The sequence below is a fragment of the Mesorhizobium sp. M4B.F.Ca.ET.214.01.1.1 genome (assembly GCF_004791545.1).
Classification (GTDB): Bacteria; Pseudomonadota; Alphaproteobacteria; order Rhizobiales; family Rhizobiaceae; genus Mesorhizobium; species Mesorhizobium abyssinicae.
Window position 1 is genome coordinate 450,124 of record NZ_SRUX01000004.1, and the last position, 26,115, is coordinate 476,238.

General features: G+C 63.1%; 19 protein-coding genes and 1 pseudogene. 12 read left to right on the forward strand and 8 right to left on the reverse strand.

Annotated elements, in window-relative coordinates:
- Window positions 1-141 precede the first annotated feature (141 nt).
- On the forward strand, window positions 142-750 hold the full coding sequence (locus EN857_RS11380; protein WP_127282495.1) for a YqgE/AlgH family protein: 609 nt from the start codon (window positions 142-144) through the stop codon (window positions 748-750).
- On the opposite strand, the gene EN857_RS11385 is transcribed toward EN857_RS11380, so the two are convergent.
- Genes EN857_RS11385 through thrC form a run of 4 tightly spaced genes read right to left on the reverse strand, consistent with a single transcriptional unit; the run spans window position 751 to window position 6,959 of the window.
- Window positions 751-3,639 (reverse strand): EAL domain-containing protein, encoded by a 2,889-nt coding sequence (locus EN857_RS11385; protein ID WP_128346056.1) that lies wholly within the window; start codon window positions 3,637-3,639, stop codon window positions 751-753.
- A gap of 3 nt (window positions 3,640-3,642) precedes the next feature.
- Window positions 3,643-4,239: a GNAT family protein gene (locus tag EN857_RS11390; protein WP_127282493.1), complete on the reverse strand. Its 597-nt coding sequence runs from the start codon at window positions 4,237-4,239 to the stop codon at window positions 3,643-3,645.
- 15 nt (window positions 4,240-4,254) lie between these two features.
- A complete protein-coding gene (locus tag EN857_RS11395; RefSeq protein WP_127282492.1) occupies window positions 4,255-5,547 on the reverse strand; it encodes a pitrilysin family protein in 1,293 nt (430 codons plus the stop codon).
- A gap of 14 nt (window positions 5,548-5,561) precedes the next feature.
- Complete coding sequence (gene thrC, locus EN857_RS11400) at window positions 5,562-6,959, reverse strand: threonine synthase (protein WP_127392248.1); 1,398 nt, start codon at window positions 6,957-6,959, stop codon at window positions 5,562-5,564.
- Between the two features lie 128 nt (window positions 6,960-7,087).
- Between thrC and EN857_RS11405 the strand changes: the two genes are divergently transcribed.
- Window positions 7,088-7,810, forward strand: a complete 723-nt coding sequence (locus EN857_RS11405) for a hypothetical protein (protein WP_135858560.1) — start codon at window positions 7,088-7,090, stop codon at window positions 7,808-7,810.
- A 20-nt stretch (window positions 7,811-7,830) separates the two neighbouring features.
- Here the strand turns inward: EN857_RS11405 and EN857_RS11410 are convergent, their stop codons facing one another.
- The gene (locus tag EN857_RS11410) at window positions 7,831-8,520 is read right to left on the reverse strand and encodes an HAD family phosphatase (RefSeq protein WP_127392250.1); all 690 of its coding nucleotides are present in this window, start codon (window positions 8,518-8,520) and stop codon (window positions 7,831-7,833) included.
- 185 nt (window positions 8,521-8,705) lie between these two features.
- Between EN857_RS11410 and EN857_RS11415 the strand changes: the two genes are divergently transcribed.
- Window positions 8,706-9,839 carry a site-specific DNA-methyltransferase gene (locus EN857_RS11415; RefSeq protein ID WP_127392251.1) on the forward strand — a complete coding sequence of 378 codons (1,134 nt, stop codon included), beginning with the start codon at window positions 8,706-8,708 and terminating at the stop codon, window positions 9,837-9,839.
- 56 nt (window positions 9,840-9,895) lie between these two features.
- On the opposite strand, the gene EN857_RS11420 is transcribed toward EN857_RS11415, so the two are convergent.
- Window positions 9,896-10,507: an HAD family phosphatase gene (locus EN857_RS11420; RefSeq protein WP_127392252.1), complete on the reverse strand. Its 612-nt coding sequence runs from the start codon at window positions 10,505-10,507 to the stop codon at window positions 9,896-9,898.
- An 85-nt stretch (window positions 10,508-10,592) separates the two neighbouring features.
- The gene (mutY, locus tag EN857_RS11425; protein WP_127392253.1) at window positions 10,593-11,711 is read right to left on the reverse strand and encodes an A/G-specific adenine glycosylase; all 1,119 of its coding nucleotides are present in this window, start codon (window positions 11,709-11,711) and stop codon (window positions 10,593-10,595) included.
- A 33-nt stretch (window positions 11,712-11,744) separates the two neighbouring features.
- Between mutY and EN857_RS11430 the strand changes: the two genes are divergently transcribed.
- The 3 genes from EN857_RS11430 (at window position 11,745) to smc (ending at window position 16,637) form a co-directional block, all read left to right on the forward strand.
- On the forward strand, window positions 11,745-12,245 hold the full coding sequence (locus EN857_RS11430) for a DUF721 domain-containing protein (RefSeq protein ID WP_127392254.1): 501 nt from the start codon (window positions 11,745-11,747) through the stop codon (window positions 12,243-12,245).
- Window positions 12,246-12,386: 141 nt separating this feature from the next.
- Complete coding sequence (locus EN857_RS11435; protein ID WP_135858562.1) at window positions 12,387-13,115, forward strand: DsbA family protein; 729 nt, start codon at window positions 12,387-12,389, stop codon at window positions 13,113-13,115.
- Window positions 13,116-13,178: 63 nt separating this feature from the next.
- Window positions 13,179-16,637, forward strand: a complete 3,459-nt coding sequence (gene smc / locus EN857_RS11440; protein WP_135858564.1) for a chromosome segregation protein SMC — start codon at window positions 13,179-13,181, stop codon at window positions 16,635-16,637.
- 97 nt (window positions 16,638-16,734) lie between these two features.
- Here the strand turns inward: smc and EN857_RS11445 are convergent, their stop codons facing one another.
- The gene (locus tag EN857_RS11445; RefSeq protein WP_127284008.1) at window positions 16,735-17,859 is read right to left on the reverse strand and encodes an NAD(P)/FAD-dependent oxidoreductase; all 1,125 of its coding nucleotides are present in this window, start codon (window positions 17,857-17,859) and stop codon (window positions 16,735-16,737) included.
- A gap of 273 nt (window positions 17,860-18,132) precedes the next feature.
- Between EN857_RS11445 and EN857_RS11450 the strand changes: the two genes are divergently transcribed.
- The 6 genes and pseudogenes from EN857_RS11450 to EN857_RS11475 all read left to right on the forward strand — a co-directional run bounded on the left by EN857_RS11450 (window position 18,133) and on the right by EN857_RS11475 (window position 25,083).
- On the forward strand, window positions 18,133-19,509 hold the full coding sequence (locus EN857_RS11450; RefSeq protein ID WP_127284009.1) for an aspartate aminotransferase family protein: 1,377 nt from the start codon (window positions 18,133-18,135) through the stop codon (window positions 19,507-19,509).
- 409 nt (window positions 19,510-19,918) lie between these two features.
- Window positions 19,919-21,049, forward strand: coding sequence for an SEC-C domain-containing protein (locus EN857_RS11455; protein WP_135858566.1), 1,131 nt, complete (start codon window positions 19,919-19,921; stop codon window positions 21,047-21,049).
- Between the two features lie 74 nt (window positions 21,050-21,123).
- Window positions 21,124-21,334: pseudogene (locus tag EN857_RS35535) on the forward strand (SUMF1/EgtB/PvdO family nonheme iron enzyme); the annotation flags it as partial.
- A 608-nt stretch (window positions 21,335-21,942) separates the two neighbouring features.
- Window positions 21,943-22,941, forward strand: coding sequence for an ABC transporter substrate-binding protein (locus EN857_RS11465; protein ID WP_135858568.1), 999 nt, complete (start codon window positions 21,943-21,945; stop codon window positions 22,939-22,941).
- Between the two features lie 106 nt (window positions 22,942-23,047).
- The gene (locus tag EN857_RS11470; RefSeq protein ID WP_245511288.1) at window positions 23,048-23,824 is read left to right on the forward strand and encodes an ABC transporter ATP-binding protein; all 777 of its coding nucleotides are present in this window, start codon (window positions 23,048-23,050) and stop codon (window positions 23,822-23,824) included.
- Entirely contained in the window at window positions 23,821-25,083 is a 1,263-nt protein-coding gene (locus EN857_RS11475) for an ABC transporter permease subunit (protein ID WP_135858573.1), read from the forward strand. Before EN857_RS11470 ends, EN857_RS11475 begins: the two co-directional genes overlap by 4 nt.
- Window positions 25,084-26,115 lie beyond the last annotated feature (1,032 nt).

Consider the following 26,115-nt stretch of genomic DNA (forward strand, 5'->3'; position numbering starts at 1 on the left):
TCATCAGCCATTCGGTATCATATTTGCGTGACATCGTGCGCGTGCCAAAAAGCGCGCGGCGCAATCGGCAGCGGCACGCCGGCCGCAAATCGCGCGCGGCGCATCTTTCCGACGCCCGGGAAACGCGTTACCCTCCCATCCATGGACTTGTTGCGCCACAAGAAGACGGCCGCCGGACGCGGCTTTCTCGACGATCAGTTCCTGATTGCCATGCCCGGCATGAAGGACGACCGCTTCACGCGCTCCGTCATCTACATCTGCGCCCACAGCGACGAGGGCGCGATGGGCCTGATCATCAACCAGACGCAGCAGATGCTGTTTCCGGACCTCCTGGTGCAGCTCGGCATCATGAACGAGCAGGAGGCGATCCGCCTGCCGGCGCATGCGCGCGATTTCGTCGTGCGCAACGGCGGGCCGGTGGACCGCAGCCGCGGCTTCGTCCTGCATTCCGGCGACTACCGGGTGGAATCCTCGCTCAGCGTTTCCGACGACATCTGCCTGACCGCCACCGTCGACATATTGCGCGCCATCTCGTCCGGCCGCGGTCCCCGCCATGCGCTGATGGCGCTCGGCTATTCCGGCTGGGGCGCAGGCCAGCTCGAAAGCGAGATCGCCGAGAATGGCTGGCTGACCTGCCCGGCGACGCCGGAACTTCTGTTCGACGCCGACATCGAGCGCAAATACGACCGCATCCTCGCCTCGATCGGCATCGATCTCGCGCATCTCAGCCTGGCCGCCGGCCACGCCTGATCAGGCCTGCGTCAGCGGATACTGTTCCTTCAGCGTCTTCAGCACCTGGTCGCCGGGCATCGGCGCGCCGAACATGAAGCTCTGCACATATTCGCAGCCCATCTGGCGCAACTCCAGCGCATCGCTTTCGTCCGAGATGCCTTCCGCCACGACGGACAGGCCAAGCTCGTGCGCCATATTGACCATGGACTTGAGCAGCACGGCGCGTTTCGGCGTCGCGTCGTCGACGAAGCTCTTGTCGATCTTGATCGTGTCGAAGGGGAAGCGCGTCAGATAGGACAGCGACGAATAGCCGGTGCCGAAATCGTCGAGCGACAGCCCGATGCCGAGCTGCTTCAGCTTGGTCAGCACATGCGAGGTCTGCTCGGGGTTGTCCATCACCAGCGATTCGGTGAGCTCGAGGCGGAAGCAGCGCGGCTTCAGATTGGCGCGCGCGATGACCGAGCGCACGTCGCTGACCAGGTCGCGGCGGATCAGCTGGCGGCTGGAGAGGTTGACCGAAACCGACAGCGGCGCGTCGCCGATCTGCTTCTGCCAGGTCGCCAGGTCCTCGGCCGCCTGCTGCATGGCGAACAGGCCGAGCTGCACGATCAGCCCGCAATTCTCGGCGACGGGAATGAAATCCGCCGGCGGGATCATGCCGCGGCGCGGATGGTCCCACCTGAGCAGCGCCTCGAAGCCGGCGACGCTGCCGTCCTCCAGCCGCACGATCGGCTGGTAGGCGAGGGTGAACTCACGCCGTTCGATGGCGCGGCGCAGGTCGGATTCGAACTGCAGCCGGTCGGTGCCGACGGTGCGGAAGGCCGGCCGGAACGGTTCGATCCTGTCGCCGCCGAAGCGCTTGGCCTGGTGCATGGCAAGCTCGGCGTCCTTGACCATGTCCTCGGACGAGGTCTGCGCCGTCGTCCAGGTGATCAGCCCGATCGAGGCGGTCAGCACGATCTCGCGCTTGGCGAAGGTGATCGGGTTGTTGATTGCATGCTTGATGGCGTCCGCCACCGCGGCGATGCGGGCCGGATCCTGTTCCGACAGCAGCATCAGCGCGAACTGGTCGCCGGCAAAGCGCGACAGCGAATCCTTCGGCTTCAAGAGCCGGTGCAGACGGCGCGCGATGGTGAGCAGGATGGTGTCGCCGGCCGAGATGCCGAGGCCGTCATTGACCTGCTTGAAGCGGTCGATGTCGATGACGAAGACGGTCGGGCGCACCTTGTCTTCGGTGCGGGCGATCGAGATGATCGCCTCCAGCCGGTTCATGAACAGTTCGCGGTTCGGCAGGCCGGTCAGATTGTCGTGCACGGCATCGTGCAGCAGCCGTTCCTCGGATTTCTTCTGCTCGGTGACGTCGACCATGGTGCCGACGCAGCGGATCACCTCGCCGTCCGAGCCGATCACCGGGCGGGCGCGCAGCGCGAACCAGTGATAGTGGCCGTCGGCGCCGCGCAGGCGGAAATTCTGCGCCACCCGGCCGCGACGGTGCTCCAGCACAACGTCGAGCGTGGTGCGGAAGGTGTCGCGGTCGTCGGCGTGCAGTACCGGCAGCCAGTTGCGGGCCGCCCCGCCTAGGCTGTTGGGGGCAAGGCCAAGCTGCAGGCTGACATCCGGCTTGGTGACGACGCGGTCGCGCAGCACGTCCCAGTCCCAGACGATGTCGCCCGATCCGGCGACGGCGAGCGCCTGCCGTTCGAGATCGGAGAACAGGCCCTGATGGGCGCCACCGCCGGCGAAGGCGTGCTGCATGACGGTGAAGCCGATCAGAAGGATGATCAGGATCAGGCCGCCGCCCAGCGCTGGCTGGGCGATATCGTTGTCGAGCATGCCGGTGATCGCCATCCACGACCCGCATAGCCACAGCAAGACCATAACCCAACTCGGCACCAGCATGATCGCACGGTCATAGCCACGAATGCCGAGGAAGATGATCAGGCCGAGCCCGGTCAGCGCGGTTGCCGCGAACGAGATGCGGGCAATGCCGGCCGCCACCGCAGGATCGATGATGGCGACGCCGGCGATCAAGAGCAGGCCGAGGATCCAGACCAGCGCGCCGTAGCTGAAATGGCCGTGCCAGCGGTTGAGGTTGAGATAGGCGAACAGGAACACAACGAAGGTCGCCGCCAGCGCCACCTCCGTTCCGGCGCGCCACATCTGTTCATTGCCGGGCGATATCTCGATGATCTTGTTGAGGAAGCCGAAATCGACGCAGATATAGGCAAGCACCGCCCAGGCAAGCGCGGCCGTCGCCGGGAACATCGAGGTGCCCTTGACGACGAACAGGATGGTCAGGAACAGCGCCAGCAGGCCGGCGATGCCGATGACGATGCCGCGGAACAGCGTGTAGGAATTGACCGAGTCCTTGTAGGATTCCGGATCCCAGAGGTAGACCTGCGGCAGTTTCGGCGAGGCAAGCTCGGCGACAAAGGTGACCACAGTGCCGGGGTTCAGCGTCACCCGGAAGACGTCGGCATCGGGGCTGGTCTGGCGGTCGAGCGCGAAGCCTTCGCTGGGCGTGATCGCGGCGATACGTGTCGCGCCGAGATCGGGCCAGAAGATGCCGGAATTCACCAGCCGGAAATGCGGCGCCACGATCAGCCGGTCGAGTTGCTGGTCGGTGGTGTTGGCGAGCGCGAACACGGCCCAGTCGCCACTCGATCGCGAATCCTTCGCTTCCACCTCGATGCGCCTTACGATGCCGTCGGGGCCGGGGGCTGTCGAGACCTGGAAATTCTCGCCCTGATTCGGGTACAGATCGAAGGCGCGCGAGAGATCGAGCGCCACGTCGTCGCGGGCGATCTTGATCGGCTCGACGGCGAACGCCGGCGAGGCTGCGCAGAGCGCAACGACCATCGCCAGGACAAGGGCGAGCAGCGACGCGAATCGCAAAAAATTCGTCAACTATCAGCCCTTCGTTCCAGCGCCCGGCGGATCGTCCGCGATCCGGGCGTAGAGGTAATGATCCTGCCAGATACCATTGATCCTGAGGTAGGATCGCAGAAGTCCTTCGCGCCGGAATCCGGCTTTTTCAAGCACGCGGATCGACCGGGCGTTGTCGGGAATACAGGCCGCTTCGATCCGGTGCAACCTCAGCGTATCGAAGGCGAAGCGCGACACCAGCTTGACCGCCTCAGTCATCAGACCGCGGCCGCCATAGCGCTCGCCGATCCAGTAGCCGATATGGCCGCTTTGCGCGACGCCATGGCGGATGTTGCCGAGGGTGATGCCGCCGGCGAGCTTGCCGCTCGACTTCTCGAAGATGAAGAAGGCGATCGCGGTGCCTTGCGCGTAATCCTCGCGATAGCGGCTGATGCGCAGCCGCCATGCCGTGCGGTCGAGCTCATCCGGCGTCCAGCGCGGCTCCCACGGCTCCAGGAACGCGCGGCTTTCACCGCGCAGCGTCGACCAATCGCGATAGTCGTTGGTCAGCGGCACGCGCAGCGTGACCTTGTCGCCCTTCAGTGCCGGCAGGTCGCGGCGAAAGAAAGGGAGCGCGAACATGGCGCTTGAGCAGGACTAGACGGCGAGCTTGCGGGCCGTCGTCTGCGGACCCGAAAGCGAATCGAGAATCGCCTCATAGGGCGCCAGCGTCCCCACGGGTCCGACGGCGGTGAGCGTCGGCTTGGTCGAAAACAACCGCGACGAGAGATCGGTGAGCCGCTCGGTGGTGAGCGCCGCCAGCCGTTCCATCAGCTCTTCCTTGGCGATCGGCCGGCCGAACAGAAGCAACTGCCTGGCGATCTGCGAGGCGCGGCTGGCCGGGCTTTCGGCCGACATGATCAAACCGGCGCGGTATTGCGCGCGCGCCCGGTCGAGCTCCTCCTGCAGGATGTTCTCGCCGGCCTTCTGCAATTCGTCAATGATGACCGGCACCAGCTTGGCGATATCGCTCTGCCCGGTCGCGGCGTGCACGCCGAATATGCCGGTGTCGGAAAAGCCCCAGTGGAACGCGTAGACCGAGTAGCACAGGCCGCGTTTCTCGCGCACCTCCTGGAACAGCCTCGACGACATGCCGCCGCCAAGGATCATCGACAGCACCTGCGAGGCGTAGAAATCGCGCACATGATAGGCGCGGCCCTCGAAGCCGAGCACGATCTGCGCGTCCATCAGGTCGCGATCCTCGCGGAAGTCGCCGCCGACATATTGCGCGTATTGCGGAATGCTGCTCTCGGCCTTGGCGCGGAAGCCGCCGAGCCGCTTCTCCACCTCGCGCACGAAATTGTCGTGCTTGATGTCGCCGGCGGCCACGACCACCATGCGCTCGGCGCCGTACTGGCGCTCGATGAAATTGTGCAGCTGCTTGGAGGTGAAGGATTTGACCGTTTCCGGGGTGCCGAGGATCGAGCGGCCGATCGTCTGGTGGCGGAAGGCGGTTTCGGTGAAGCGATCGAAGACGATATCGTCGGGCGTGTCGTGCGCGGCGCCGATTTCCTGCAGGATCACATGCTGTTCGCGCTCGAGTTCTTCAGGGTCGAATTCGGACTCCTGCAGGATGTCTGCCAGGATGTCGACCGCCAGCGGCACGTCGTCGGAGAGCACCCTGGCGTAATAGGAGGTGGTCTCGACGCTGGTGGCGGCGTTGATCTCGCCGCCGACATTCTCGATTTCCGAGGCGATCTCGAAGGCGGTGCGCCTTTTCGTGCCCTTGAAGGCCATATGCTCGAGCAAATGGGCCATTCCGTGCTCTTCCTCACGCTCATTGCGTGCGCCCGACTTGACCCAGGCACCGAGGGCAACGGATTCGAGGCTTGGAAGGGTTTCGGTTGCGACTGTCAGGCCGTTCGACAGACGGCTTACCTCAACACCCATATGGCAAGTACTCCTTAACGCGCCGCCCGCGTGTGGCGTCCGACGTAATCTTCCACCATTTTCAGGTCGGAGGGAAGTACCGTGTATTTTTCGTCGGCTGTCATCAATGCGCCCAGCCATGCCGGCAGGGCCGGCGTGATGCCGCTGGCGGCCTCGACCGCGGCCGGGAACTTGGCTGGATGCGCGGTGCCCAGCACCACCATGGGGACTGCGCCATCGACCTTGCCGGCGGCAACGTGCACGGCCGCCGCCGTGTGCGGGTCGAGCAGATAGTTGCTCGCCGCGAGCGTCGAACGGATGGTGGCGGCGACCTCGTCGACGCTTGAGCGGCCGGCGTCGAATTCGGCGCGGATCTTCGCGATTTCGCCCGCCTCGATGGTGAAGGCGCCGGACTGCTTCAGCCCGTTCATGTAGCGCCGCACGGTCTCGGCATCGCGGTCGGCCGCCTCGAACAGCAGGCGCTCGAAGTTCGACGACACCTGGATGTCCATCGACGGCGAGGTCGTGGCGAACACGCCCTTGGTGTGGTATTCGCCGCTCGCCAGCGTGCGCGCCAATATGTCGTTGTCATTGGTGGCGATGATCAGCCGATCGATCGGCAATCCCATTCTTTTCGCGGCATAACCGGCGAAGATATCGCCGAAATTGCCGGTCGGCACGGTGAACGACACCGGCCGGTCGGGCGCGCCGAGCGACAGCGCCGAGGAGAAATAATAGACGATCTGGGCCATGATGCGTGCCCAGTTGATCGAATTGACGCCCGACAACGAGACCCGGTCGCGAAAACCGTGGTCGTTGAACATGTCCTTCACCAGGCCCTGGCAATCGTCGAAATTGCCTTCGATCGAGAGTGCATGCACGTTCGCCGCGCTTGACGTCGTCATCTGCCGCTGCTGCACCGGCGAGACCTTGCCGTGCGGGAAAAGGATGAAGATGTCGGTGCGGTCGCGGCCGGCGAAAGCATCGATCGCGGCGCCGCCGGTGTCGCCGGAGGTGGCGCCGACGATTGTGGCGCGCTGACCGCGCTCGGCCAGCACATGGTCCATCAGTCGCGCCAGCAGTTGCATGGCGACGTCCTTGAAGGCGAGCGTCGGGCCGTGGAAGAGTTCGAGCACGAAAGTGTTCGCCCCGGTCTGCACCAGCGGGCAGACGGCCTCGTGGCGGAAGGTGGCATAGGCCTCGCGCACCAGCCGCTCGAAGACGGGCGCCGCGATCTCGCCGCCCAGGAACGGCGTCAGCACGCGAATGGCAAGGTCGGGATAGGCGAGTCCGCGCATGGCGCGGATGTCGGCGGCGGAAAACTGCGGCCATTCGCGCGGCACATAGAGCCCGCCGTCGCGGGCCAGCCCGGCCAGCACCGCGTCGGAAAATCCAAGCACGGGCGCGTCCCCGCGGGTACTCACATATTGCATCGTCACAAGTCCATTGCAGCCGGCGGGTTCATCCACCGCCAATTGGTTAATTTTCCGAGCCGGCTCAGTCGCATTTTCGCCGCGCCGTTGATATACGTCACCAGCTTTGCGAGAGGGAAGTGGAGTTCATGGCGTTTCATTCGGTCAACCGTCGTTTTGTCGCGGGTCTGGCGCTTGCCGGCTTTATGCTTGCCGCCGCCGGCTGCCAATCGAGCGACAATGGCATACTGAGCTTTGGTCTGGGCAAGAAGGACACCCAGGCGCCGCCGCCGCCGCAGGACCCCAATGTGCTTGCCAGCCAGTTGGAGGCCTATTGCCCGAAAGTAACGCTGCGCGACGGCACCGCCTACTTCAACACCTATGCCAAGGGCGGCGCCAAGCCCAGGAAGAAGGCCGACGCCGCGCAGGACGCCGAGGCCGCCGCCGCCCAGACCGCGCCTGATGGCACCATTGTCGATCCCGATCGCGATCCCGCCAAGGTCATCTATCAGGCCTCGATCACCGACGTGACCCGCGATTGCATGCGCGCCAACGGCCAGCTGTCGATGAAGATAGCGGTGGCCGGCAAGGTCGTGCCTGGGCCGATGTTCGCGCCCGGCACCATCACCATGCCGATTCGCGTCGCGGTGATGCACGGCACCGATGTGCTCTACTCGCAGATCCACCAGTACCAGGTCCAGGTCTCCGACCCGTCGGCCGCGACGCAGTTCGTCTTCACCGACCAGAACGTCCTGGTGCCGGAACCGACCGCCAAGGACTACCAGGCCTTTGCCGGATATGACGAAAACACGCCGAAAGCCGCGACCGACAAGGGCAAGCGGAAGAAAAAGGCCGCTCCGGCGACAAACTGAGGTGGGCTGGGGCGGACGCTTCAAGCGTCCGCCGACCATTCCGACAGCGCGGCAATCACGCTTTTCAACTCGGCCCAGCGGCGGATGACCGTCTCCGCGCCGGCTTCGGTCAGCGCGTCGGCGTGGCCGGGATAGCTGTGCGCGGCGCCGGTGAAGCCGATGACGCGCATGCCGGCCGTCCTGGCGCCGGTGACGCCATGCACCGAGTCCTCGATGACGAAGGTATTTTTCGGATCGGCGTTGAGCCTTTCGGCGGCGTAAAGGAACACGTCCGGAGCCGGCTTGGTCTTTTTGCTGGGGATGTCGAGCCCCGAAAAGATGCGGCCGGCGAAGAACGGCAGTAGCCCCACCTTCTCCAGCATGAACTCGACCCGCTCCGTGCGCGAATTCGAGCAGACGCAGCGCCGCACCGTCACCGCCGCGACCGCCTCGCGCGCGCCGTCGATGGCGCGCACGTCGCTGCGCAGCTTGCGGTCGACCAGCTCTTCGGCGCGGCCGATCAGCGAGGCCTGGAACGGGATGGCCGATTTCTCCTCGACCCGCATCATGATGTCCTTGAAGGTCAGTCCGGCATAGGTCTCGGCCAGTTCCTCGGCCGAGATCTCATACCCGGCCGAGGTCAGCAGCTCGGCCTCGATGCGCGCGGCGATGATTTCGGAATCGACGAGCACGCCGTCGCAATCGAAGATGACAAGGTCTGGCTGGGGCATGGCAATCCGGAACGCGGGAGAAAGCTGGCCTGATACGGCTCAGGCGGCGCGGCATACACCAAGCGGCCGGGCTTCGCAAATTCACGGCAGGTCTCGACCGGGGCAGTCCCGCCCTTCACCGAATATTTACGCTGATCGGTAACCATAACGGACAGTAAACAGTAACGCGTGCCTTGGGTGTAAAAATGTCAGCCGTGCGTCTTCTCGACGAGCTCTCCCGCGCTCCCCAGCAATCCGAATGGCTGAACACCATCCTCAAGGGCGACTGCATCGCGGCCCTCGAGCGGCTGCCCGAAAAGTCCATCGACGTCATTTTCGCCGATCCGCCCTATAACCTGCAGCTCGATGGCGACCTGCACCGGCCCGACCAGTCCAAGGTCGATGCCGTCGACGACGACTGGGACCAGTTCGAGAGTTTCGAGGCCTATGACGCCTTCACCCGCGCCTGGCTGCTGGCGGCGCGGCGCGTGCTAAAGCCGAACGGCACCATCTGGGTCATCGGCTCCTATCACAACATCTTCAGGGTCGGCGCCAAGATGCAGGATCTCGGCTTCTGGATCCTCAATGACGTCGTCTGGCGCAAGACCAACCCGATGCCGAACTTCCGCGGCCGCCGCTTCCAGAACGCGCATGAGACGATGATCTGGGCCTCGCGCGACCAGAAGGCCAAGGGCTACACCTTCAACTACGAGGCGCTGAAAGCCTCGAACGACGACGTCCAGATGCGCTCCGACTGGCTGTTCCCGATATGCACCGGCCAGGAGCGGCTGAAGAACGACAATGGCGACAAGCTGCATCCAACGCAGAAGCCGGAAGCATTGCTCGCCCGCATCATGATGGCCTCGACCAAGCCGGGTGACGTCGTGCTCGATCCCTTCTTCGGATCCGGCACCACCGGCGCGGTGGCAAAGCGCCTCGGCCGCCACTTCGTCGGCATCGAGCGCGAGCAGGCCTATATCGACGCCGCCAATGAGCGCATCGACGCGGTGCGGCCGCTGGAAGGCGCCGACCTGACCGTATTGTCCGGCAAGCGCGCCGAGCCGCGCGTCGCCTTCATCAGCCTGATCGACACCGGACTGATGCAGCCCGGCGCCACCCTCTACGACGCCAAGAAGCGCTGGGCGGCCAAGGTGCGCGCCGACGGCACGGTGGCGATCGGTGACAGCGCCGGCTCGATCCACAAGATCGGCGCCGAGGTGCAGGGGCTGGACGCCTGCAACGGCTGGACCTTCTGGCATTATGAGCGTAGCGGCGGCCTCACCCCGATCGACGAGCTGCGCCGCATCGCCCGCCTCGGCATGGAGCGGGCAGGGGCCTGAGATCCCGCTGTTAAAGTTGAATCAGAACTTCAGCGGATCGTCCGAAGCGATTCAAATCAGGCCCTGATCCCGTAACGCTCGAGGTCCGCCTTGAGCGTTACGGCGTCGGTGAACAGCACCGACTGCCAGCCGGCCGCCCTGGCGCCGTCGACATTCTTCTGGCTGTCATCGATGAACAGCGTCGCGGACGGTTCGAGGCCGAACGCGGCGACATGATGATCGTAGATGGCGCGATCCGGCTTGATCTGCCGGATGTCGGCCGAAACGGTCACGCCGCGCGGACGGTTGAGGAAGCCGAAACGCTGCCGGGCTTCGGCAAGCGTATCCGAGGCAAAGTTGGTCAGCATGGTGACATCGTGGCCGGCCTCGATCAGGCCGATCATGATGGCGACGCTGTCGTCATAGGCATGCGGCACCATCTCGTGCCAATGCCGGCGGAAATTGCGAATATTCTCCGCATGGCCCGGGTATTCGCCGATCAGCAGCGCTTCGGCCTCTGCCCATGTCCGGCCGCGGTCCTGCTCGAGGTTCCAGTCATGCGTGCAGACATTGTCGAAGAACCATTTCCGCTCCTCGGCATCGGGGATCAGGCGGCTGAAGGGAAGGTCCGGATCGTAGTGGATCAGCACCCTGCCGATGTCGAACACGATGTGGCGGATTTCGGTCATGCCTGTCCTTTCAATGCGGGCGCTGCCTTAGCGCATGTCACCCAAAAGTGCAGCGGTTTGGGATAGCGTGTCGCGCGTGACCCGGTCACACGCGACGCGCTTTGGTCGCGCCCGGTATCGCTGCCTCGATTACCTTTTTCATGACGGTGGGCAGCGCCTCCCCGGAAATCTCATGGGCCAGCGACCAGAAATGCCCTTCCGGCGCATCACCTTTCATGTGGGCATGAAAGACTTCGAGTTCGAGCGCGAAATGGGTGAAGACATGCGCGATCCGGCCGGCGCGTCGCCAGTCAGCCGCAAACGGCGCCCCAGCCTCCGTGGTCGCGCCGTCCACCCTTGCGCTCCACGCCGTCGTCGGCACTTCGGTCATGCCGCCGAGCAGGCCCTTTTCCGGGCGCTTGCGAAGCAGGATGGCGCCATCCCTGCGCTGGGCCACGAAGGCCGCACCCCGCCTGAGCGGCTTGTCGTCCTTGGGCCGGCGGACGGGGAAACGCTCGGGATCGCCCGAGACAATGGCGCTGCAATCCGCGCGCAGCGGGCACAGCATGCAGCGCGGCCGCCGCGGCGTGCAGATCGTGGCGCCGAGATCCATCATCGCCTGGGCGAAATCGCCCGGCCGCCTTGCCGGAACCATCCGCTCGACCAGCGCGCGGATTTCTGGCTTGGCCTCCGTGAGCGGCGTCGCGATCGAATTCAGCCTGGACACGACCCGCTCGACATTGCCGTCGACGACGGCCGCCGGCCGGTCGAAGGCGATGGCCGAGATCGCCGCCGCCGTGTAGGTGCCGATCCCCGGCAACTCCCTGAGGCCGGCCTCCGTGTCCGGAAAGCGGCCGCCGCGCTGAGCGACAAGATCGGCGCAGGCCTTGAGGTTGCGCGCCCGCGAATAGTAGCCGAGCCCGGCCCAGGCTTTCATGACGTCCTCGGCGGGCGCCGCCGCCAGCGCCCGGACGTCAGGCCATTTTTCGAGGAAGGCGCGAAAATAGGCTTTGACCGCTTCGACCGTGGTCTGCTGCAGCATCACTTCCGACAGCCAAACCCGGTAGGGATCGGGGTTGGCTCCCTCCGCCAGCGCCTTGGGCGCGACGCGCCACGGCAGGTCGCGGTGATGCGCGTCGTACCAGTCAAGCAGGCGGGAGGCGACTGAAACGGCTTCGCTGCTTTCGCCGGATGCGGCCTTGCGGGTCTGGTCGTGCGATGCCATTGATCGGGTGAGCTCGGGGATTGGAGAACGCACATGGCAGGGAAAAGGCCCTACGGCAATCCCGTCCCGGTGAGCGATCTCGCAACCGAGATCCTCGATCCGGTGCTGAAGAAGCGGGCCGGCATCTCGATCGGGCTGGTGCAGTCCTGGGAGGAGATCGCCGGGCCCCGGCTAGCCGGCCGCTCGCGCCCGGAAAAGATCCAGTGGCCGCGCCGCCTGCATGAGGACGATCCGTTCGAGCCGGCGCTGCTGATCATCGCGTGCGAGGGCATGGCGGCGCTCCACCTGCAGCACGAGGCAGGCGAAATCATCAATCGCGTCAATGCTTTCCTCGGCTTCAACGCCATTGGCCGCATCAAGATCGTGCAGAAGCCGGTGCTGTCCGAAAAGGCCCGGCCGAAACCGGCGCCGAGACCGCTCAACGACGCCGAGAAGGCGAAGCTTTCGCGAACCGTGGGCAAGATCGAGGACGATGGCCTGCGCGCCTCGCTGGAGCGCCTCGGCGCGACAATTCTGGGGCAGAAAAGACCATAGGATTGTCGCTAATCTCGCGTATTCGTGAACGCACGCCAAAATTTGGCGATTGGAATGGGGACGGCGATGCCTTAATTCGCGCCAACTCTCGCCTTTTCTAGCCTTTGCATTGCAAAATCCAACCGATATCAGGTGATTCGCATGAACCGTCCTTTGTCTCGCAGAAACCTTCTGACCTCGCTGGCCGCCATTCCGGCGGTGGCTCTCATCGCCGCATGCAGCGACTCGGGCGAGGACGCAAAGGCCGCCGATGTGAAGCCCGCCAACCCGTCGACGCCCGCCAAGCCGGCAACGCCGGCGGCCGCAAAGGTGCCGGAAGCGCAGGGCACGGTCGACATGGCGCAGCTGCTGAAGCCGGGCGCGCTGCCCGAAAAGCAGCTTGGCAAGGACGACGCCAAGGTCACCATCGTCGAATATGCCTCGATGACTTGCCCGCATTGCGCGCACTTCAACGAAACCACCTTCCCTGAGTTGAAGACCAAATACATCGACAGCGGCAAGGTGCGCTACATCCTGCGTGAATTTCCCTTCGACCCGAGCGCCGAGGCCGGCTTCATGCTGGCGCGTTGCGCCAAGGATAACTATTTCCCGATGGTCGACGTGCTGTTCAAGCAGCAGCCCAGCTGGGTCGGCGTCAACAACACCAAGGAAGCACTGCTGCAGGTCTCCAAGCTCGCTGGTTTTACACAGGAGTCCTTTGAGGCCTGCTTGACGGACCAGAAACTTCTGGACGATGTGAGAGCAGTCCAGAAACGCGGCGCGGACGAGTTCAAGGTCGACTCGACGCCGACCTTCTTCATCAATGGAAAGACCTACAAAGGGGCGATGTCGATTGAGGAAATGTCGGCCATCATCGACCCTCTGCTCTGACGTCCAGGCCGCGCCGAAGCGGCTCGGCTTCGGCGCGCGCGCCTGTAGTGTGGGGCGGCGCGAATGAAATTTTCGCGCCTTCGCCTCCTCGGTTTCAAGTCCTTCGTCGAGCCCGGCGAGTTCGTCATCGAACGCGGGCTTACCGGCATTGTCGGGCCGAACGGCTGCGGCAAGTCGAACCTTGTCGAGGCGCTGCGCTGGGTGATGGGCGAAAGCTCCTACAAGAACATGCGCGCGTCCGGCATGGACGACGTCATCTTTTCCGGCTCGGGCACGCGGCCGGCCCGCAATACCGCCGAAGTCACGCTTTTCCTCGACAACACCGACCGTACCGCGCCTGCAGCCTTCAACGACGCCGATGAATTGCAGGTGTCGCGCCGCATCGAGCGCGAGGCGGGCTCGCTCTATCGCATCAACGGCAAGGAAGCCCGCGCCAAGGACGTGCAGCTTCTGTTCGCCGACCAGTCGACCGGCGCGCGCTCGCCCTCGATGGTCGGGCAAGGCCGCATCGGCGAACTGATCCAGGCCAAGCCCCAGGCGCGTCGGGCGCTGCTCGAAGAGGCGGCCGGCATTTCCGGCCTGCACACGCGCCGCCACGAGGCCGAGCTCAGGTTGAAGGCCGCCGAGCAGAACCTCGAACGGCTGGATGACGTCGTCGGCGAGCTGGAGAGCCAGATCGACAGCCTGAAGCGCCAGGCGCGCCAGGCCTCGCGCTTCAAGAACCTGTCGGCCGATATCCGCAAGGCCGAGGCGACGCTTCTGCATCTGCGCTGGACGCTGGCCAAGACCCAGGAAGGCGAGGCGCGTTCCGCGCTGGCCGCCGCGACGACGCTGGTCGGCGATCGCGCCGCCGCGCAGATGGCCGCCGCGAGAGAGCAAGGCATCGGCGCCCACCGGCTGCCGGACCTGCGCGACGCCGAGGCTGCCGCGGCCGCCGCCTTCCAGCGCCTGTCGATCGCCAAGACACAGATCGAGGAAGAGGCCGGCCGCATCCGCTCCCGCCAGGCCGAGCTTGAGCGCCGGCTGCAGCAGCTCGACGGCGACATCGCCCGCGAGGAGCGCATGGTGCGCGACAATGCGGACATCCTCGAGCGCCTTCGCACCGAGGAAGCCTCGCTCAACTCCGAGAACGCCGGTGCCGCCGAGCGCGAGGCCACCACCCGGGCCGCCTTCGAACAGGCCGGCGCGACGCTCGCGCAGAGCGAGGCAAAGCTAGCCGCGCTGACCGCGGAGCGAGCCGAAGCCGCCGCCTCGCGCCATCAGATCGAGCGCACTTTGCGCGAGACCGCCGAACGTCGCGACCGCTTCGCCCGCCAGCTCGCAGAGGTCGACCGCGAGCTGTCCGACATCGTCGCCCGCATTTCCGGCCTGCCCGATCCGGCCGAGAAGCGGCTGCTGGTCGAGGATGCCGCGGCGCGGCTGGAAGAGAGCGAGGCCGGCGCCATTGCGGCCGAGCAGGCGGTCGCCGAGGCGCGTGGCGCCGAAAGCGCCGCCCGTCCGCCGCTACAGGACGCCAAGGCTGAGTTGCAGCGCATCGAGACCGAAGCCCGCACCCTTTCCAAGATTCTGAATGCCGCCAGTGGCGATCTTTTCCCCTCCGTGCTGGAGCAGCTCAGCGTCGAGCGCGGCTACGAGACGGCCCTTGGCGCCGCTCTCGGTGAAGATCTCGACGTGCCGCTCGACCGCAGCGCCCCCGTGCATTGGGGCGAGAGCGCCGTCCAGCCGGGCGACGCCGCGCTGCCCGAAGGCGTGAAGAGCCTTGCCAGCGTGGTGCGAGCGCCCTCCCAGCTTGCCCGCCGGCTGGCGCAGATCGGCATTGTCGAGGCCGCCGACGGCCGTCGTCTGCAGGCGCTGCTCGCGCCAGGCCAGCGGCTGGTCAGCCGCGACGGCGCGCTGTGGCGCTGGGACGGCTTGACCGCCAGCGCCGACGCGCCGACCGCCGCCGCGCAGCGGCTGGCGCAGAAGAACCGGCTGGCCGAGCTCGACGCCGAGGCGGTGCAGGCCACCCGCGTCCTGCGCGAGGCCGAGGCAGCCCATGCCCAGGCCGAACAGGCGCTGCGCCAGGCAAGCGAAGAAGAGCGCAATGCCCGCCAGGCCGGCCGCGACGCCCAGCATGGGTTGGATGCCGCCCGCAACGCGCTTGCCGAGGCCGAGAAGGCCGGCGGCGAGCTGGTAAGCCGGCGTGCCGCGCTCGACGAAGCCCGCGCCCGCGTCGTCGACAGCCATGAGGAAACCCAGGCGGCTTTCGTGGAAGCCGAGATGCTGCTGCAGGACGCGCCCGATCTCGGCGACCTGCAGCTGCAGCTCGAACAGTCCTCGGCCAATGTCTCGCGCGATCGCGCCACCCTCGCCGACGCGCGCGCCGTCCATGAGGGCTTGCGGCGCGAGGCCGAGGCCCGCACCCGCCGCCTCGAAGCGATCGGCGCCGAGCGCCGCAACTGGCTGGAGCGGGCCGAGAACGCCTCGACGCAGATCGCCGCTCTTGGCGAGCGCAGGGCGGAAGCCGAGGCCGAGCGCGAGCGGCTGGCCGACGCTCCGGACGAGATCGACGCCAAGCGCCGCGCGCTGCTGTCGCAATTGACCGAGGCGGAGACTCTGCGCCAGGCGGCGGCCGACCGTTTGCAGGAAGCGGAGAACCGGCAGGCCGAGCTCGACAAGGCCGCGACCGCGGCGATTCAGTCGCTGGCCGAGGCGCGCGAAACCCGTGTCCGCGCCGAGGAGCGGCTGACGGCCGCCGATGAGCGGCGGCTGGAGGTCGAGGCGCGTATCCAGGAGACGCTGAACACGCCGCCGCACCTGGTCATCCGCCACACCGGTCTGGAAGCCGATGACCCGATGCCCGAAATGGCCGAGGTCGAGCGCCAACTCGACCGGTTGAAGGTCGAGCGCGAGCGGCTCGGCGCCGTCAACCTGCGCGCCGAGGAAGAGCAAAAGGAGCTGTCCGACCGGCTGGAGACCATCGTTTCCGAGCGCGAGGACATCATCGAGGCGATCCGCAAATTGCGGCAGGCGATCCAGAGCCTCAACCGGGAAGGGCGCGAGCGGCTGCTGTCGGCCTTCGAGGTGGTCAACGGCCATTTCCAGCGCCTGTTCTCGCATCTGTTCGGCGGCGGCACCGCCGAATTGCAGCTGATCGAATCCGAGGATCCGCTGGAAGCCGGGCTCGAAATCCTTGCCCGCCCGCCGGGCAAGAAGCCGCAGACCATGACGCTGCTCTCCGGCGGCGAGCAGGCGCTGACGGCGATGTCGCTGATCTTCGCCGTGTTCCTCACCAATCCGGCGCCGATCTGCGTGCTCGACGAGGTCGACGCGCCGCTCGACGACCATAATGTCGAGCGCTTCTGCAATCTCATGGACGAGATGTCCCGCACCACAGAGACGCGCTTCGTCATCATCACCCACAACCCGATCACCATGGCCCGCATGGACCGGCTGTTCGGCGTCACCATGGCTGAGCAGGGCGTCAGCCAGTTGGTCTCGGTCGACCTGCAGGCGGCCGAAGCCATGCGCGAGGCGAGCTGAATCGCGCCAGCAACGCGCGGGCTTGCTCCGGGGTGTTGGCGAGGTCCTTAGTGGCCCGCTTGGCTGACTGTCGAGGTGCTTGTAATTGGGCTGTGCATCAGCGCGCCCTTGGTCCCAGAATACGCGCGACATGCTCCGCGATCGCCAGGCTGGACGTCAGTCCGGGGCTTTCGATGCCGAACAGATTGACCAGGCCTTCGATGCGATGGGTTGCCGGATCCTGGATGACGAAGTCGCTGTTGGCCTCGCCGGGTCCGGAGAGCTTTGGGCGAATGCCGCTATAGGCCGCCTGCAGGCTGCCGTCGGCGAGCTCCGGCCAGTATTTGCGGATGGCATCATAGAAGCGCTCGCCGCGCGCAGGGTCGACGCGGTAGTCGAGCCTGTCCGTCCATTCGACATCCGGCCCGAAGCGCGCCGTGCCGGCGAGGTCGAGCGTCAGATGGACGCCGAGCCCGCCGGGTTCGGGCACGGGATAGACAAGCCGCGAGAACGGCGCGCGCCCGGCCACCGAAAAATAATTGCCCTTGGCGTAGCGAAGCGTGGGCAGGAACTGCCGGTCGAACCCGTCGAGCGAGGCGGCAAGCGCCACCGCGCCGAGACCGGCTGCGTTGATCAGGTGTGAGGCGGCGATCTCGAAACGCTCGCCGCTTGCGCTGTCCATCGTCTCGAGGACGATGCCGCCGCCGGCGCCGATCCGACCGGAAACGATGCGCGTGTTGAGCGACAGCATGGCGCCGTTCTCTTCGGCCTCGCCGAGCAGGGCGAGCATCAAAGCGTGGCTGTCGATGATGCCAGTGGAGGGCGACAGCAATGCCTTGGTGCAATGCAGCGCCGGCTCCAGCGTTTGCGCCTCGGCTGCGGAGAGAAACCGCAGGTCGTCAACGCCGCAAGCGGCGGCATTGGCGCGAATGGAGGCAAGCACCGGCTCCTGTGCCTCGTCGGTTGCGACGATGAGCTTGCCGCAGCGCCGGTGCGGGATCGACCGCTCCGCGCAGTAGCGGTACAGAAGCTCGCGCCCGTCAACGCAGTACCGCGCCTTCAGTGACCCCCTTGGGTAGTATATGCCGGCGTGGATGACCTCCGAATTTCGCGAGCTCGTCTCGGTGCCGATGGCGTCGGCGGCTTCGAGGATCAGCGTGTCGAGGCCTTGTGCGGCCATGGTGCGCGCAACCGCCAGGCCGATGACGCCGGCGCCGGCGACGATGCAATCGACCTGTTCCATGCCCCCGTCCATTTTGGTTGCGCAAGCGGCGCCTCACAGCCTTCAAGGATCATAGGCTTGTTGTCCAGTGCCGGCGATCATGCGCCTGGCCGCGGCATTGGGGTGGTGCGAAGCAGCGTTGGGAACTGCATGGCGCTATCGATCATGACAGAGCGGCTCTTGCGGCCGCCTGCCGCCATGATGCATCAAGCCTCTCAAATGCGAGGCGGAACCTTGGACTTCTCATCACAGAGACGGTCTGTTTGGCCCGCACGCCTGCAGACAGGAGCCAGCATGGACGCCCAACCCAATTCCCCTGAAGCCCGCGACATCCGCTACCACCTGCATGCCTACACCAATGCCCGCAAGCATCAGGAAACGGGTCCGCTGGTCATCGAAAAGGGCGACGGCATCTATGTCGAGGACATTGCCGGCAACCGCTATATCGAGGCGATGGCAGGGCTGTGGAGCGTTGCGGTCGGCTTCTCGGAAAAGCGCCTGGTCGAGGCCGCGACCCGGCAGATGTCGAAGCTGCCTTTCTATCATGACTTCGGATCGAAAGCGCATTCGCCGCTGATCGACCTGGCCGAGAAGCTGGTGCAGATGGCGCCGGTGCCGATGAGCAAGGCCTATTTCACCAATTCCGGCTCCGAGGCCAACGATACGGCGCTCAAGATGATCTGGTACCGCTCGAACGCGCTCGGTCAGCCGGCGCGCAAGAAGATCATCAGCCGCAAGCGCGGCTACCACGGCGTCACCATAGCCGCGGCAAGCCTGACCGGGCTGCCGAACAACCATCTCTCCTTCGACCTGCCGATCGCCAATGTGCTGCACATATCGACGCCGCACCATTGGCGCGACGCCAGGCCGGGCGAGAGCGAGGAGCAGTTCTCGAGCCGTCTTGCCGACGAGTTGGAGAGCCTGATCCTTGCCGAGGGACCGGAGACCATTGCCGCCTTCTTCGGCGAGCCAATCATGGGCGCCGGCGGCGTCGTCGTACCGCCTGCCTTCTATTGGGAGAAGGTCCAGGCCGTGCTGTCGAAATACGACATCCTGCTCGTTGCCGACGAGGTCATCTGCGGCTTCGGCCGGACCGGCGAGATGTTCGGCTCGCAGGCCTTCGGCATCAAGCCCGACATCATGGTCCTGTCGAAGCAGATTTCGTCCTCATACCTGCCGATCTCGGCCCTGCTCATCAACGACAAGGTGTTCGAGCCGATAGCCGACGAAAGCAATCGCATCGGCACCTTCGGTCACGGCTTCACCGGTGGCGGCCATCCGGTCGCGGCAGCGGTCGCGCTTGAGAATGTGAAGCTGATCGAGGAGCGCGACCTTGTCGGCAATGCGCGCAGGGTCGGCGCGCATTTGCAGGCGCGGCTGCGCAAGCTCGCCTCGCATCCGCTGGTCGGCGAGGTGCGCGGCGTTGGTCTGATCGCCGCCGTCGAGCTGGTCGCCGACAAGGCGAGCAAGGCGCCATGGGGCAAGCCTGCCGCTCTCGGTGCGCTGGTCAACGGGTTGCTGCAGCAGAATGGCGTCATCTCGCGCAACATGGGCGACGCCATCGCCTTTTGCCCGCCGCTGATCATCACCGAGCCTCAGGTCGATACGCTGGTCGATGCGTTCGAGCGGTCGCTCGATGCCGCCCTGCCGCAAGTTCATGCGCAAGGCTGAAAACGGGCCGCTCAAAGCGACAAGTCGCTGATGTCTCGTGCTGTTGGTTTGGCTGGGGCGCCAGGATCCTCAATTTTCATTTTTTGGTCCAATTTTATATTGTGATATCATATGCTTAGATGAAGACGAGCATTCCTGTCAAGATTCAATTGTAGCGCCAGGTTGGAGCGATCTGCGGTCGCTAGAAGCCAATACGGCGGTCTGAGAACTCCTTGTTGAACAGGCTTTCGGGGCCTGCCATGGGCATGCCCGCCATTACACGCCAGCCGTAGCAAATCGGGGACGCGGGTTGCCGCCAGCTGCTTGAAAATAGTGATTTCACGAACAATCTTCATCTCGCAGGGTTCGCGATGGCGCGTGATGCCGGTTTTTGGCAGTCGCCCCTTTTTCGGGACAATTGGAGACTTCTATGGGTGTCGGCCGAGGCCGCAATGATAAATGCTGGTGCGGATCGGGTCGCAAGTTCAAGCATTGCCATCTTAATCGCGAAGAACAGGTGCCCCTGCAGCCTTGGGAAGCCGAAAAGGCTTTCCGGGAAGAATTCCGTATGCCGCTCTGCTCTGCCCCGACGGCCGACCATCAGCAATGTAGCGGCAAAATCATCCGTGCTCACACGGTTCCTAGATCGGGCAGTCTGAACCGCATTGCTCGGGATGGACATGTTTACGCGTTCGTCCCGTCGCTGCAGAATTTAACCAAATACAATGGCAAGCTTGAGCCCGAGCTTGTTGGCGTACGCAGTGCCTCAACGTTTACGGGCTTTTGTTCGACTCACGACAATGCGATCTTTGCGCCGCTCGAGACAGTCGCGTTCTCGGCCACGCCGGAACAATGTTTTCTTCTCGGCTACCGGGCCTTCGCCCGGGAGGCCTATACCAAGGAGAGCGCAGCCCGGATGCTGCCGGTCCAGAGGTCGGCCGACCGTGGTCGGAACATCGGCGACCAGCTCGGAATGCAGATGTTCAACAGCCTGTATGAGGCCGGGATTGCAGCTGGGCTCGCGGATACGCGGACACAGAAGGCCGAGTATGACAAACTGCTCCTTCAGCACGATTTTGTGGACGTCCGCGCTTTTCTCATTGAGTTTGGCGAGCCGCCACCGGTGATGTGCGCAGCGGGATGGATGCCCTCAACAGATTTCGAGGGGGAGACGTTGCAGGATCTTGCCGCGTCTGGCCGACTTGCGTCGATGTCGTTTACATCATTCGCGACCAGCAGCGGAGGCGCCGCGGTGTTTCAGTGGCTTGCCTTCGACGACATGATCTGTAACCGGCTCGTCAGGTCGGTCGAGGCGATCGAGGACGCCAAACTGTCTTCGGCCCTGGTGAGGCTTATGTTCGAACATTTCGAGAATGTGCACATGTCGCCTGATTGGTGGGAATCGCTGCCAGCAGCGACGAGGGCCTCGCTTGTGGAACGGATGGCGCGATCGGCGAATCCGTTCCGTAGCCAAGCTGCCAAGCCGCTACTGGACGATGGAGTGGCGGTCGCCGAGTGGAAGGTCACCCGGAGGCTCTGGGTTGGCGGTCAGCCGAAATGACGGCCAAGCCGAACAAGCAGAGGGCCGGCAAAGAGGACCCCCGTCCCTTGATTCACCATCTGACTGGTTAGTTCGGTGCCTCTTGGCGTAGTCCGGAAGGTCCCGGGTCGACCATCGAGGGCAGGATGGATCACCCGGTGGTCCACGTCGGCTTCGACGACGCCATCGCGTACGCAAAATGGTGCGGCAAAGCGCTGCCCACCGAGAGCGAATGGGAGTTTGCGGCGCGAGGCGGTCTTGATCGTGCCCGATTTCGCCTGGGGCGATGAACTGGCGCCCGGGGGGCTAGAATGGCTAACTACAATCCCGATGTTCAATGACTTCGTGAACGCGGGCAGCAGGAAGATGAAGGGTTATGTTCACGACATAGGCAATGACATGTAGAATGGCTATGTTGGCTCGCGTGTCTGGCTGGAATCCTGACATCCCTGTGAGTGCTGGTGAACCCTATCGCCGCGGCCTTTGCCGCGGTTTTTTTCAGCGATAGCGCCAGGTCGGACATGCAACGCTTCGAATTTCATAGAGGCCGCCTAACCGAGCGAGGCACGGCACGAGTTCGACGGGAAGTGTTACCGCAACCATCGGCGACGCATAGCTAGTCCCGCCTCTTGAAATTGAACGCCAGGTGCCTCCCATTAGAGCTTCCCAAACCCAAGGAAGAGAACCCCAGCATTGGCTTAGACGGCCCTCGGACGCCTTGTGCAGGTTTTCTGAACGGTTCAATCGTTTTCGCTGAGGTTGGGTCCTGTGCTCTAGATATTAGCTGACACAGAAATCGCGATGGTCTTAGCTGCACTCGTGACGCAGCAAACGCCTGCGTGCCGCGGACCGCCGCCGCAGGCAGTCGATTAAACACATCCGCTTCAAACAACACGGCGTAGGAAAGAGGGAACATGATAAACCGTCTCGCAATTGTGGCCATCGCATGGCTTGGATCATGCGCTCTGGCTCCTTCGGCCTTTGCGCTGGACAAAATAACCGTTGGCTATTTTACGGAATGGCCACTGCCTGTTGAATTCGCGAAGGGTGCTGGCCTGTTCGAGAAGGAGATGGGAGTCGAACTGAAATGGGTCCCGTTCGACACTGGAACGGCAATGAACGCGGCTATGGCTTCGGGCGACGTCCAAATCGGCGTCAGTCTCGGGCTGCCGGCCTTCGTGAACGCAGTTTCTGCGGGTCAGGACCTGAAGGCAATCGGCATTTCCGTAAGCTACGCAGCCAATGAAGGCTGTGCCATTCGCAAAGATCTAGAATTTGACCCCAAGAATGTCTCCGAGTTGAAGGGCAGAAAGGTCGCCGTCCCTGTGGGAACCGCGGCCCAGTACAGCTTCATAAAGCAGATGGAATATCTCAAGGTCCCTGTAGATAGTCTCAACGTCGTAGACATGGCGCCGCCAGATGGCGCCGCAGCCTTGTCACAGGGGGCAGTTGACATTGCCTGTGGTTGGGGCGGCTCGTGGAAACGTATGAAGGAATACGGCGACGTGATGGTCGATCCTGCTACGAAAGAGAAGGTGGGCATCTACATCGTTGATATCTTCTCAACAACAAGCAGCTTTGCAAATGAACATAGTGACCTCCTTACCAAATTCATGGCTGTTACTGAGAAGGCGACCAAGATGTGGAACTCAGGGCAGCACAAAAGTGAAATGCTTCCGGTCATAGCCAAAGAGTCTGGCCTAGATGAAGCGTCCGCAGGTGCCCAACTGGATACATTTCAAATTCTGGATGCAAAAACTCAGCTATCTCAGAAGTGGCTCGGAGGCGGAATACAAGAATTTATGAAGGGTATTGCAAATGTTTTTGTCGCGTCTGGAAGTATCAAAGCGCCACTTCCTGACTACAATTCGACCATTGATAAGACGTTCTTGACCGCTGTGAGTAAGGAATAATCGGTAGTTGCGCTGCCGCCCGTCATCGCGTGACGGGCGGCATCCATTCAGGTCGAAATCGGTTGTGAGCGGCAAAATGTCAGGACTCGAGCTCGAGGACGTCTCGATGCGCTTTCTGCTCCCCGGGGGAGCACACATACAAGCACTGCTTAACGTGTCACTGAACCTGCAGCGCGGCGATCTAGTCAGCGTCCTTGGGCCGTCGGGATGCGGAAAGACGACCCTACTAAACATCATCGCAGGTTTTCTTGCGCCCACCTCAGGGCGGGTCGCGATTAACGGCTCCCGCGTTTCAGGCCCGGGCCCTGAGAGGGGTATGGTGTTCCAGCAGGGGGCGCTCTTTGAGTGGATGAATGTCAGCAAGAACGTTGGCTTCGGTCCCTCGATGAAAGGCATGCCGGCGAAAAACAAGGCTGAACTCGTAGACCACTTGCTTGAGGTAGTTGGCCTTCGGGATTTCAAAGACAAAGCCGTCTATGAGCTGTCTGGCGGCATGCAACAGCGGGTGGCTCTGGCGCGCTGCTTGGCTAACGATCCAGACGTCATCTTAATGGATGAGCCTTTGGGCGCGCTGGACGCCTTAACGAGGGAGAAGATGCAGTCCCTGGTCCTTAAGCTCTGGCGAGAGACTGGTAAGACAGTGCTTTTGATCACTCATTCCGTCGAGGAAGCGCTGCTTTTGGGTAAAAAACTCATTGTAATGGCTCCCCGCCCGGGCCGAATTCACAAAGAATATCAACTTCCCTTTGCGGATATGGGTGCCGAGCATGACCTTCGCGGCGTGAAGCAGCAAGCAGCGTTTGCCGCAACACGCGAAGAAGTCCTCTCGATGATTTGGAACATGGAGGAGGACATCATGGGCGGAAGTGAGGTAGGCGCGTGATACTGCTCGCTGTATACGTGGTAGTATTCTTTGCAAGCTACTACACAGTCAAAACGTTCGGCCGTCGCTCTGAAGGGGTCGGCCTGAATGCCGTTAAGACCGTTACCTTCGGAGACGCGAGTGCTGTAATCTCGGATAGACGAGCATCATTTATATCGGTGCTTACGCTTTACCTTCTTTGGGCGGCATTTACGGGATCTTCAACGATTCCCGGCTTTCTGCGTGTGCCGGCTCCCTTCGTAGGAGACACGTCGTTCACCTATACCGCGGGAGCGGCTTCCACGAAGCCCGAGAATGTTCAGGTCAATGTTCATGTGGCGAAAGCCAATGAATTAGGCGGGAATTTTCCAGAGCCACAACACGCGCAAGATCAAAAGTCTGTTTCGCTGACGGTTCAGGTCGCGCGTACGGCCATCGTCCCATTGGTTGGTGGGGAGAGCGAAAAGGGAGAGCTATCAGTCACCAACGTAAATGGTGAACCGGTCTCGCCAGGGAAATCGGTTCTAGTGAGTGATGGAAGTGTAACGCTCACTTCTAAGGGGTCGCTGATTTTTGCGCCCTACAGAGGTTGGCAGATGGACCCAATCTGGCTTCCGCCACCGGAGGCCGTCGTTGCTCGAACATTCGAAATCGCGCGGGACGGCTTTCGTAATTCGACGCTGTTAGAACACCTTGGTATTTCCCTTTTCCGGGTAATGGCCGGCTTCATTCTAGGTTCGGTGGTTGGAATTCCCCTGGGTTATGCCATGGGACTAAGCAACTGGTGCCGTGGGTGGTTTGATCCAATTGTAGAGTTCATGAGGCCGGTTCCACCGTTGGCGCTTATCCCCCTAGTTATCATATGGGCGGGAATAGGAGAGCTGAGCAAAGTCATTCTGCTGTTCCTTGCGGCATTGTGGATTATGGCCATAGCTGCTCGATCGGGAGTGTCAGGTACTCGGTTGTCAAAGATCCACGCAGCTTATTCGCTGGGTGCCAGCAAACAACAAGTTCTTATGTACGTGATAGTACCCAATTCACTTCCTGATTTGTTCACAGGAGCTCGTGTCGCGATGGGTGTTTGCTGGGGAACGGTTGTAGCTGCGGAGTTGGTAGCAGCAGAGCGGGGCGTCGGCATGATGATCATGGTTGCATCCAAGTTCCAAAGCACTGATATCGTAATAATGGGCGTGATAATGATTGGAATCATAGGGTTTTGCATCGATTTGATCATGCGATGGGCAGAGCAAATATTGGTCCCTTGGAAGGGCCGGGGTTAGCCGCTCGGTAGCCAATCGAACCAAATCGGATCCCAAACGATCGATCCGGTGACCATCGCGAGGCTAGAACCCCTCAAATGGGCGAGAAGCACTCGGGGCACCGATCCTCATATGTCGATCGCGAGACGATCCAAGGAAACCCTTTGACCAAAAGTAGTGGAAGGTGAGTAGCCCCTTGACCTGCTGTGCGCCTCAAGTCGGAAAGGTTGTTGAAGACCAGCGGCCTGGGACGACCGATTTTTGTCAGAAGGCCGGAATGCACGATATAGAACAGGTGCAGATCCCTGCCCAGGTCTTTTCAATGGGCGATTCCTGCGGTGATGGCCTTGATGCGGACGGGGAGCTGCCCTGCCACAGCGTAAGTCTGGATGCTTTCGAACTGGATGCTACGGCTGTCACCAATGAACAGTTTGCTCTGTTCGTTGCAGACACGGACTATCGAACCGATGCCGAAAGGTTCGGCTCATCATTCGTGTTCTATATGGCCTTCAAGGGCCACCAGCGGTCTATGCGGGGCCGAGTGGCCCAAGCGCCTTGGTGGCTAGAAGTGGATGGAGCCTGTTGGCGCTGTCCTCACGGCCCAGAGTCCGACCTTAGTGGGTTGGGTGATCACCCTGTAGTTCATGTCAGTTGGAGCGATGCAGTAGCATATTGTGACTGGGCGAGGCGATCTTTGCCGACGGAGGCCCAATGGGAAGCGGCCTGCCGCGGAGGGCTTCCTGACAAGCGGTTCCCGTGGGGAGACGCAGAGGAGTTTGAGGACCGGCTCCCAGCGATGAATATTTGGCAGGGTCAGTTTCCGAAGAATAACACGCTCGAAGATGGCTTCCTAACAACAGCACCAGTGCGGTCTTACCAACCAAACGGTTACGGTCTTTGGCAGATGATCGGAAACGTTTGGGAATGGTGTTCAGACTGGTGGGATGCTGCATACTACCAGCAGTCACCAAGAGAAAATCCAATAGGGCCAAAGAGCGGGCAGTATAGAGCAATGCGAGGAGGTTCGTACCTTTGTAACAATTCGTATTGCAA

Excerpts from the sequence above, each read along its gene's own strand:
- mutY (WP_127392253.1), bottom strand. The coding sequence starts at position 11,711 with ATGGCATCGCACGACCAGACCCGCAAGGCCGCATCCGGCGAAAGCAGC.
- EN857_RS11380 (WP_127282495.1), top strand. The coding sequence starts at position 142 with ATGGACTTGTTGCGCCACAAGAAGACGGCCGCCGGACGCGGCTTTCTC.
- EN857_RS11455 (WP_135858566.1), top strand. The coding sequence starts at position 19,919 with ATGGGTGTCGGCCGAGGCCGCAATGATAAATGCTGGTGCGGATCGGGT.
- EN857_RS11470 (WP_245511288.1), top strand. The coding sequence starts at position 23,048 with ATGCGCTTTCTGCTCCCCGGGGGAGCACACATACAAGCACTGCTTAAC.
- EN857_RS11415 (WP_127392251.1), top strand. The coding sequence starts at position 8,706 with ATGTCAGCCGTGCGTCTTCTCGACGAGCTCTCCCGCGCTCCCCAGCAA.
- EN857_RS11420 (WP_127392252.1), bottom strand. The coding sequence starts at position 10,507 with ATGACCGAAATCCGCCACATCGTGTTCGACATCGGCAGGGTGCTGATC.
- smc (WP_135858564.1), top strand. The coding sequence starts at position 13,179 with ATGAAATTTTCGCGCCTTCGCCTCCTCGGTTTCAAGTCCTTCGTCGAG.
- thrC (WP_127392248.1), bottom strand. The coding sequence starts at position 6,959 with ATGCAATATGTGAGTACCCGCGGGGACGCGCCCGTGCTTGGATTTTCC.
- EN857_RS11450 (WP_127284009.1), top strand. The coding sequence starts at position 18,133 with ATGGACGCCCAACCCAATTCCCCTGAAGCCCGCGACATCCGCTACCAC.
- EN857_RS11465 (WP_135858568.1), top strand. The coding sequence starts at position 21,943 with ATGATAAACCGTCTCGCAATTGTGGCCATCGCATGGCTTGGATCATGC.
- EN857_RS11390 (WP_127282493.1), bottom strand. The coding sequence starts at position 4,239 with ATGTTCGCGCTCCCTTTCTTTCGCCGCGACCTGCCGGCACTGAAGGGC.
- EN857_RS11410 (WP_127392250.1), bottom strand. The coding sequence starts at position 8,520 with ATGCCCCAGCCAGACCTTGTCATCTTCGATTGCGACGGCGTGCTCGTC.
- EN857_RS11395 (WP_127282492.1), bottom strand. The coding sequence starts at position 5,547 with ATGGGTGTTGAGGTAAGCCGTCTGTCGAACGGCCTGACAGTCGCAACC.
- EN857_RS11405 (WP_135858560.1), top strand. The coding sequence starts at position 7,088 with ATGGCGTTTCATTCGGTCAACCGTCGTTTTGTCGCGGGTCTGGCGCTT.
- EN857_RS11430 (WP_127392254.1), top strand. The coding sequence starts at position 11,745 with ATGGCAGGGAAAAGGCCCTACGGCAATCCCGTCCCGGTGAGCGATCTC.
- EN857_RS11435 (WP_135858562.1), top strand. The coding sequence starts at position 12,387 with ATGAACCGTCCTTTGTCTCGCAGAAACCTTCTGACCTCGCTGGCCGCC.
- EN857_RS11445 (WP_127284008.1), bottom strand. The coding sequence starts at position 17,859 with ATGGAACAGGTCGATTGCATCGTCGCCGGCGCCGGCGTCATCGGCCTG.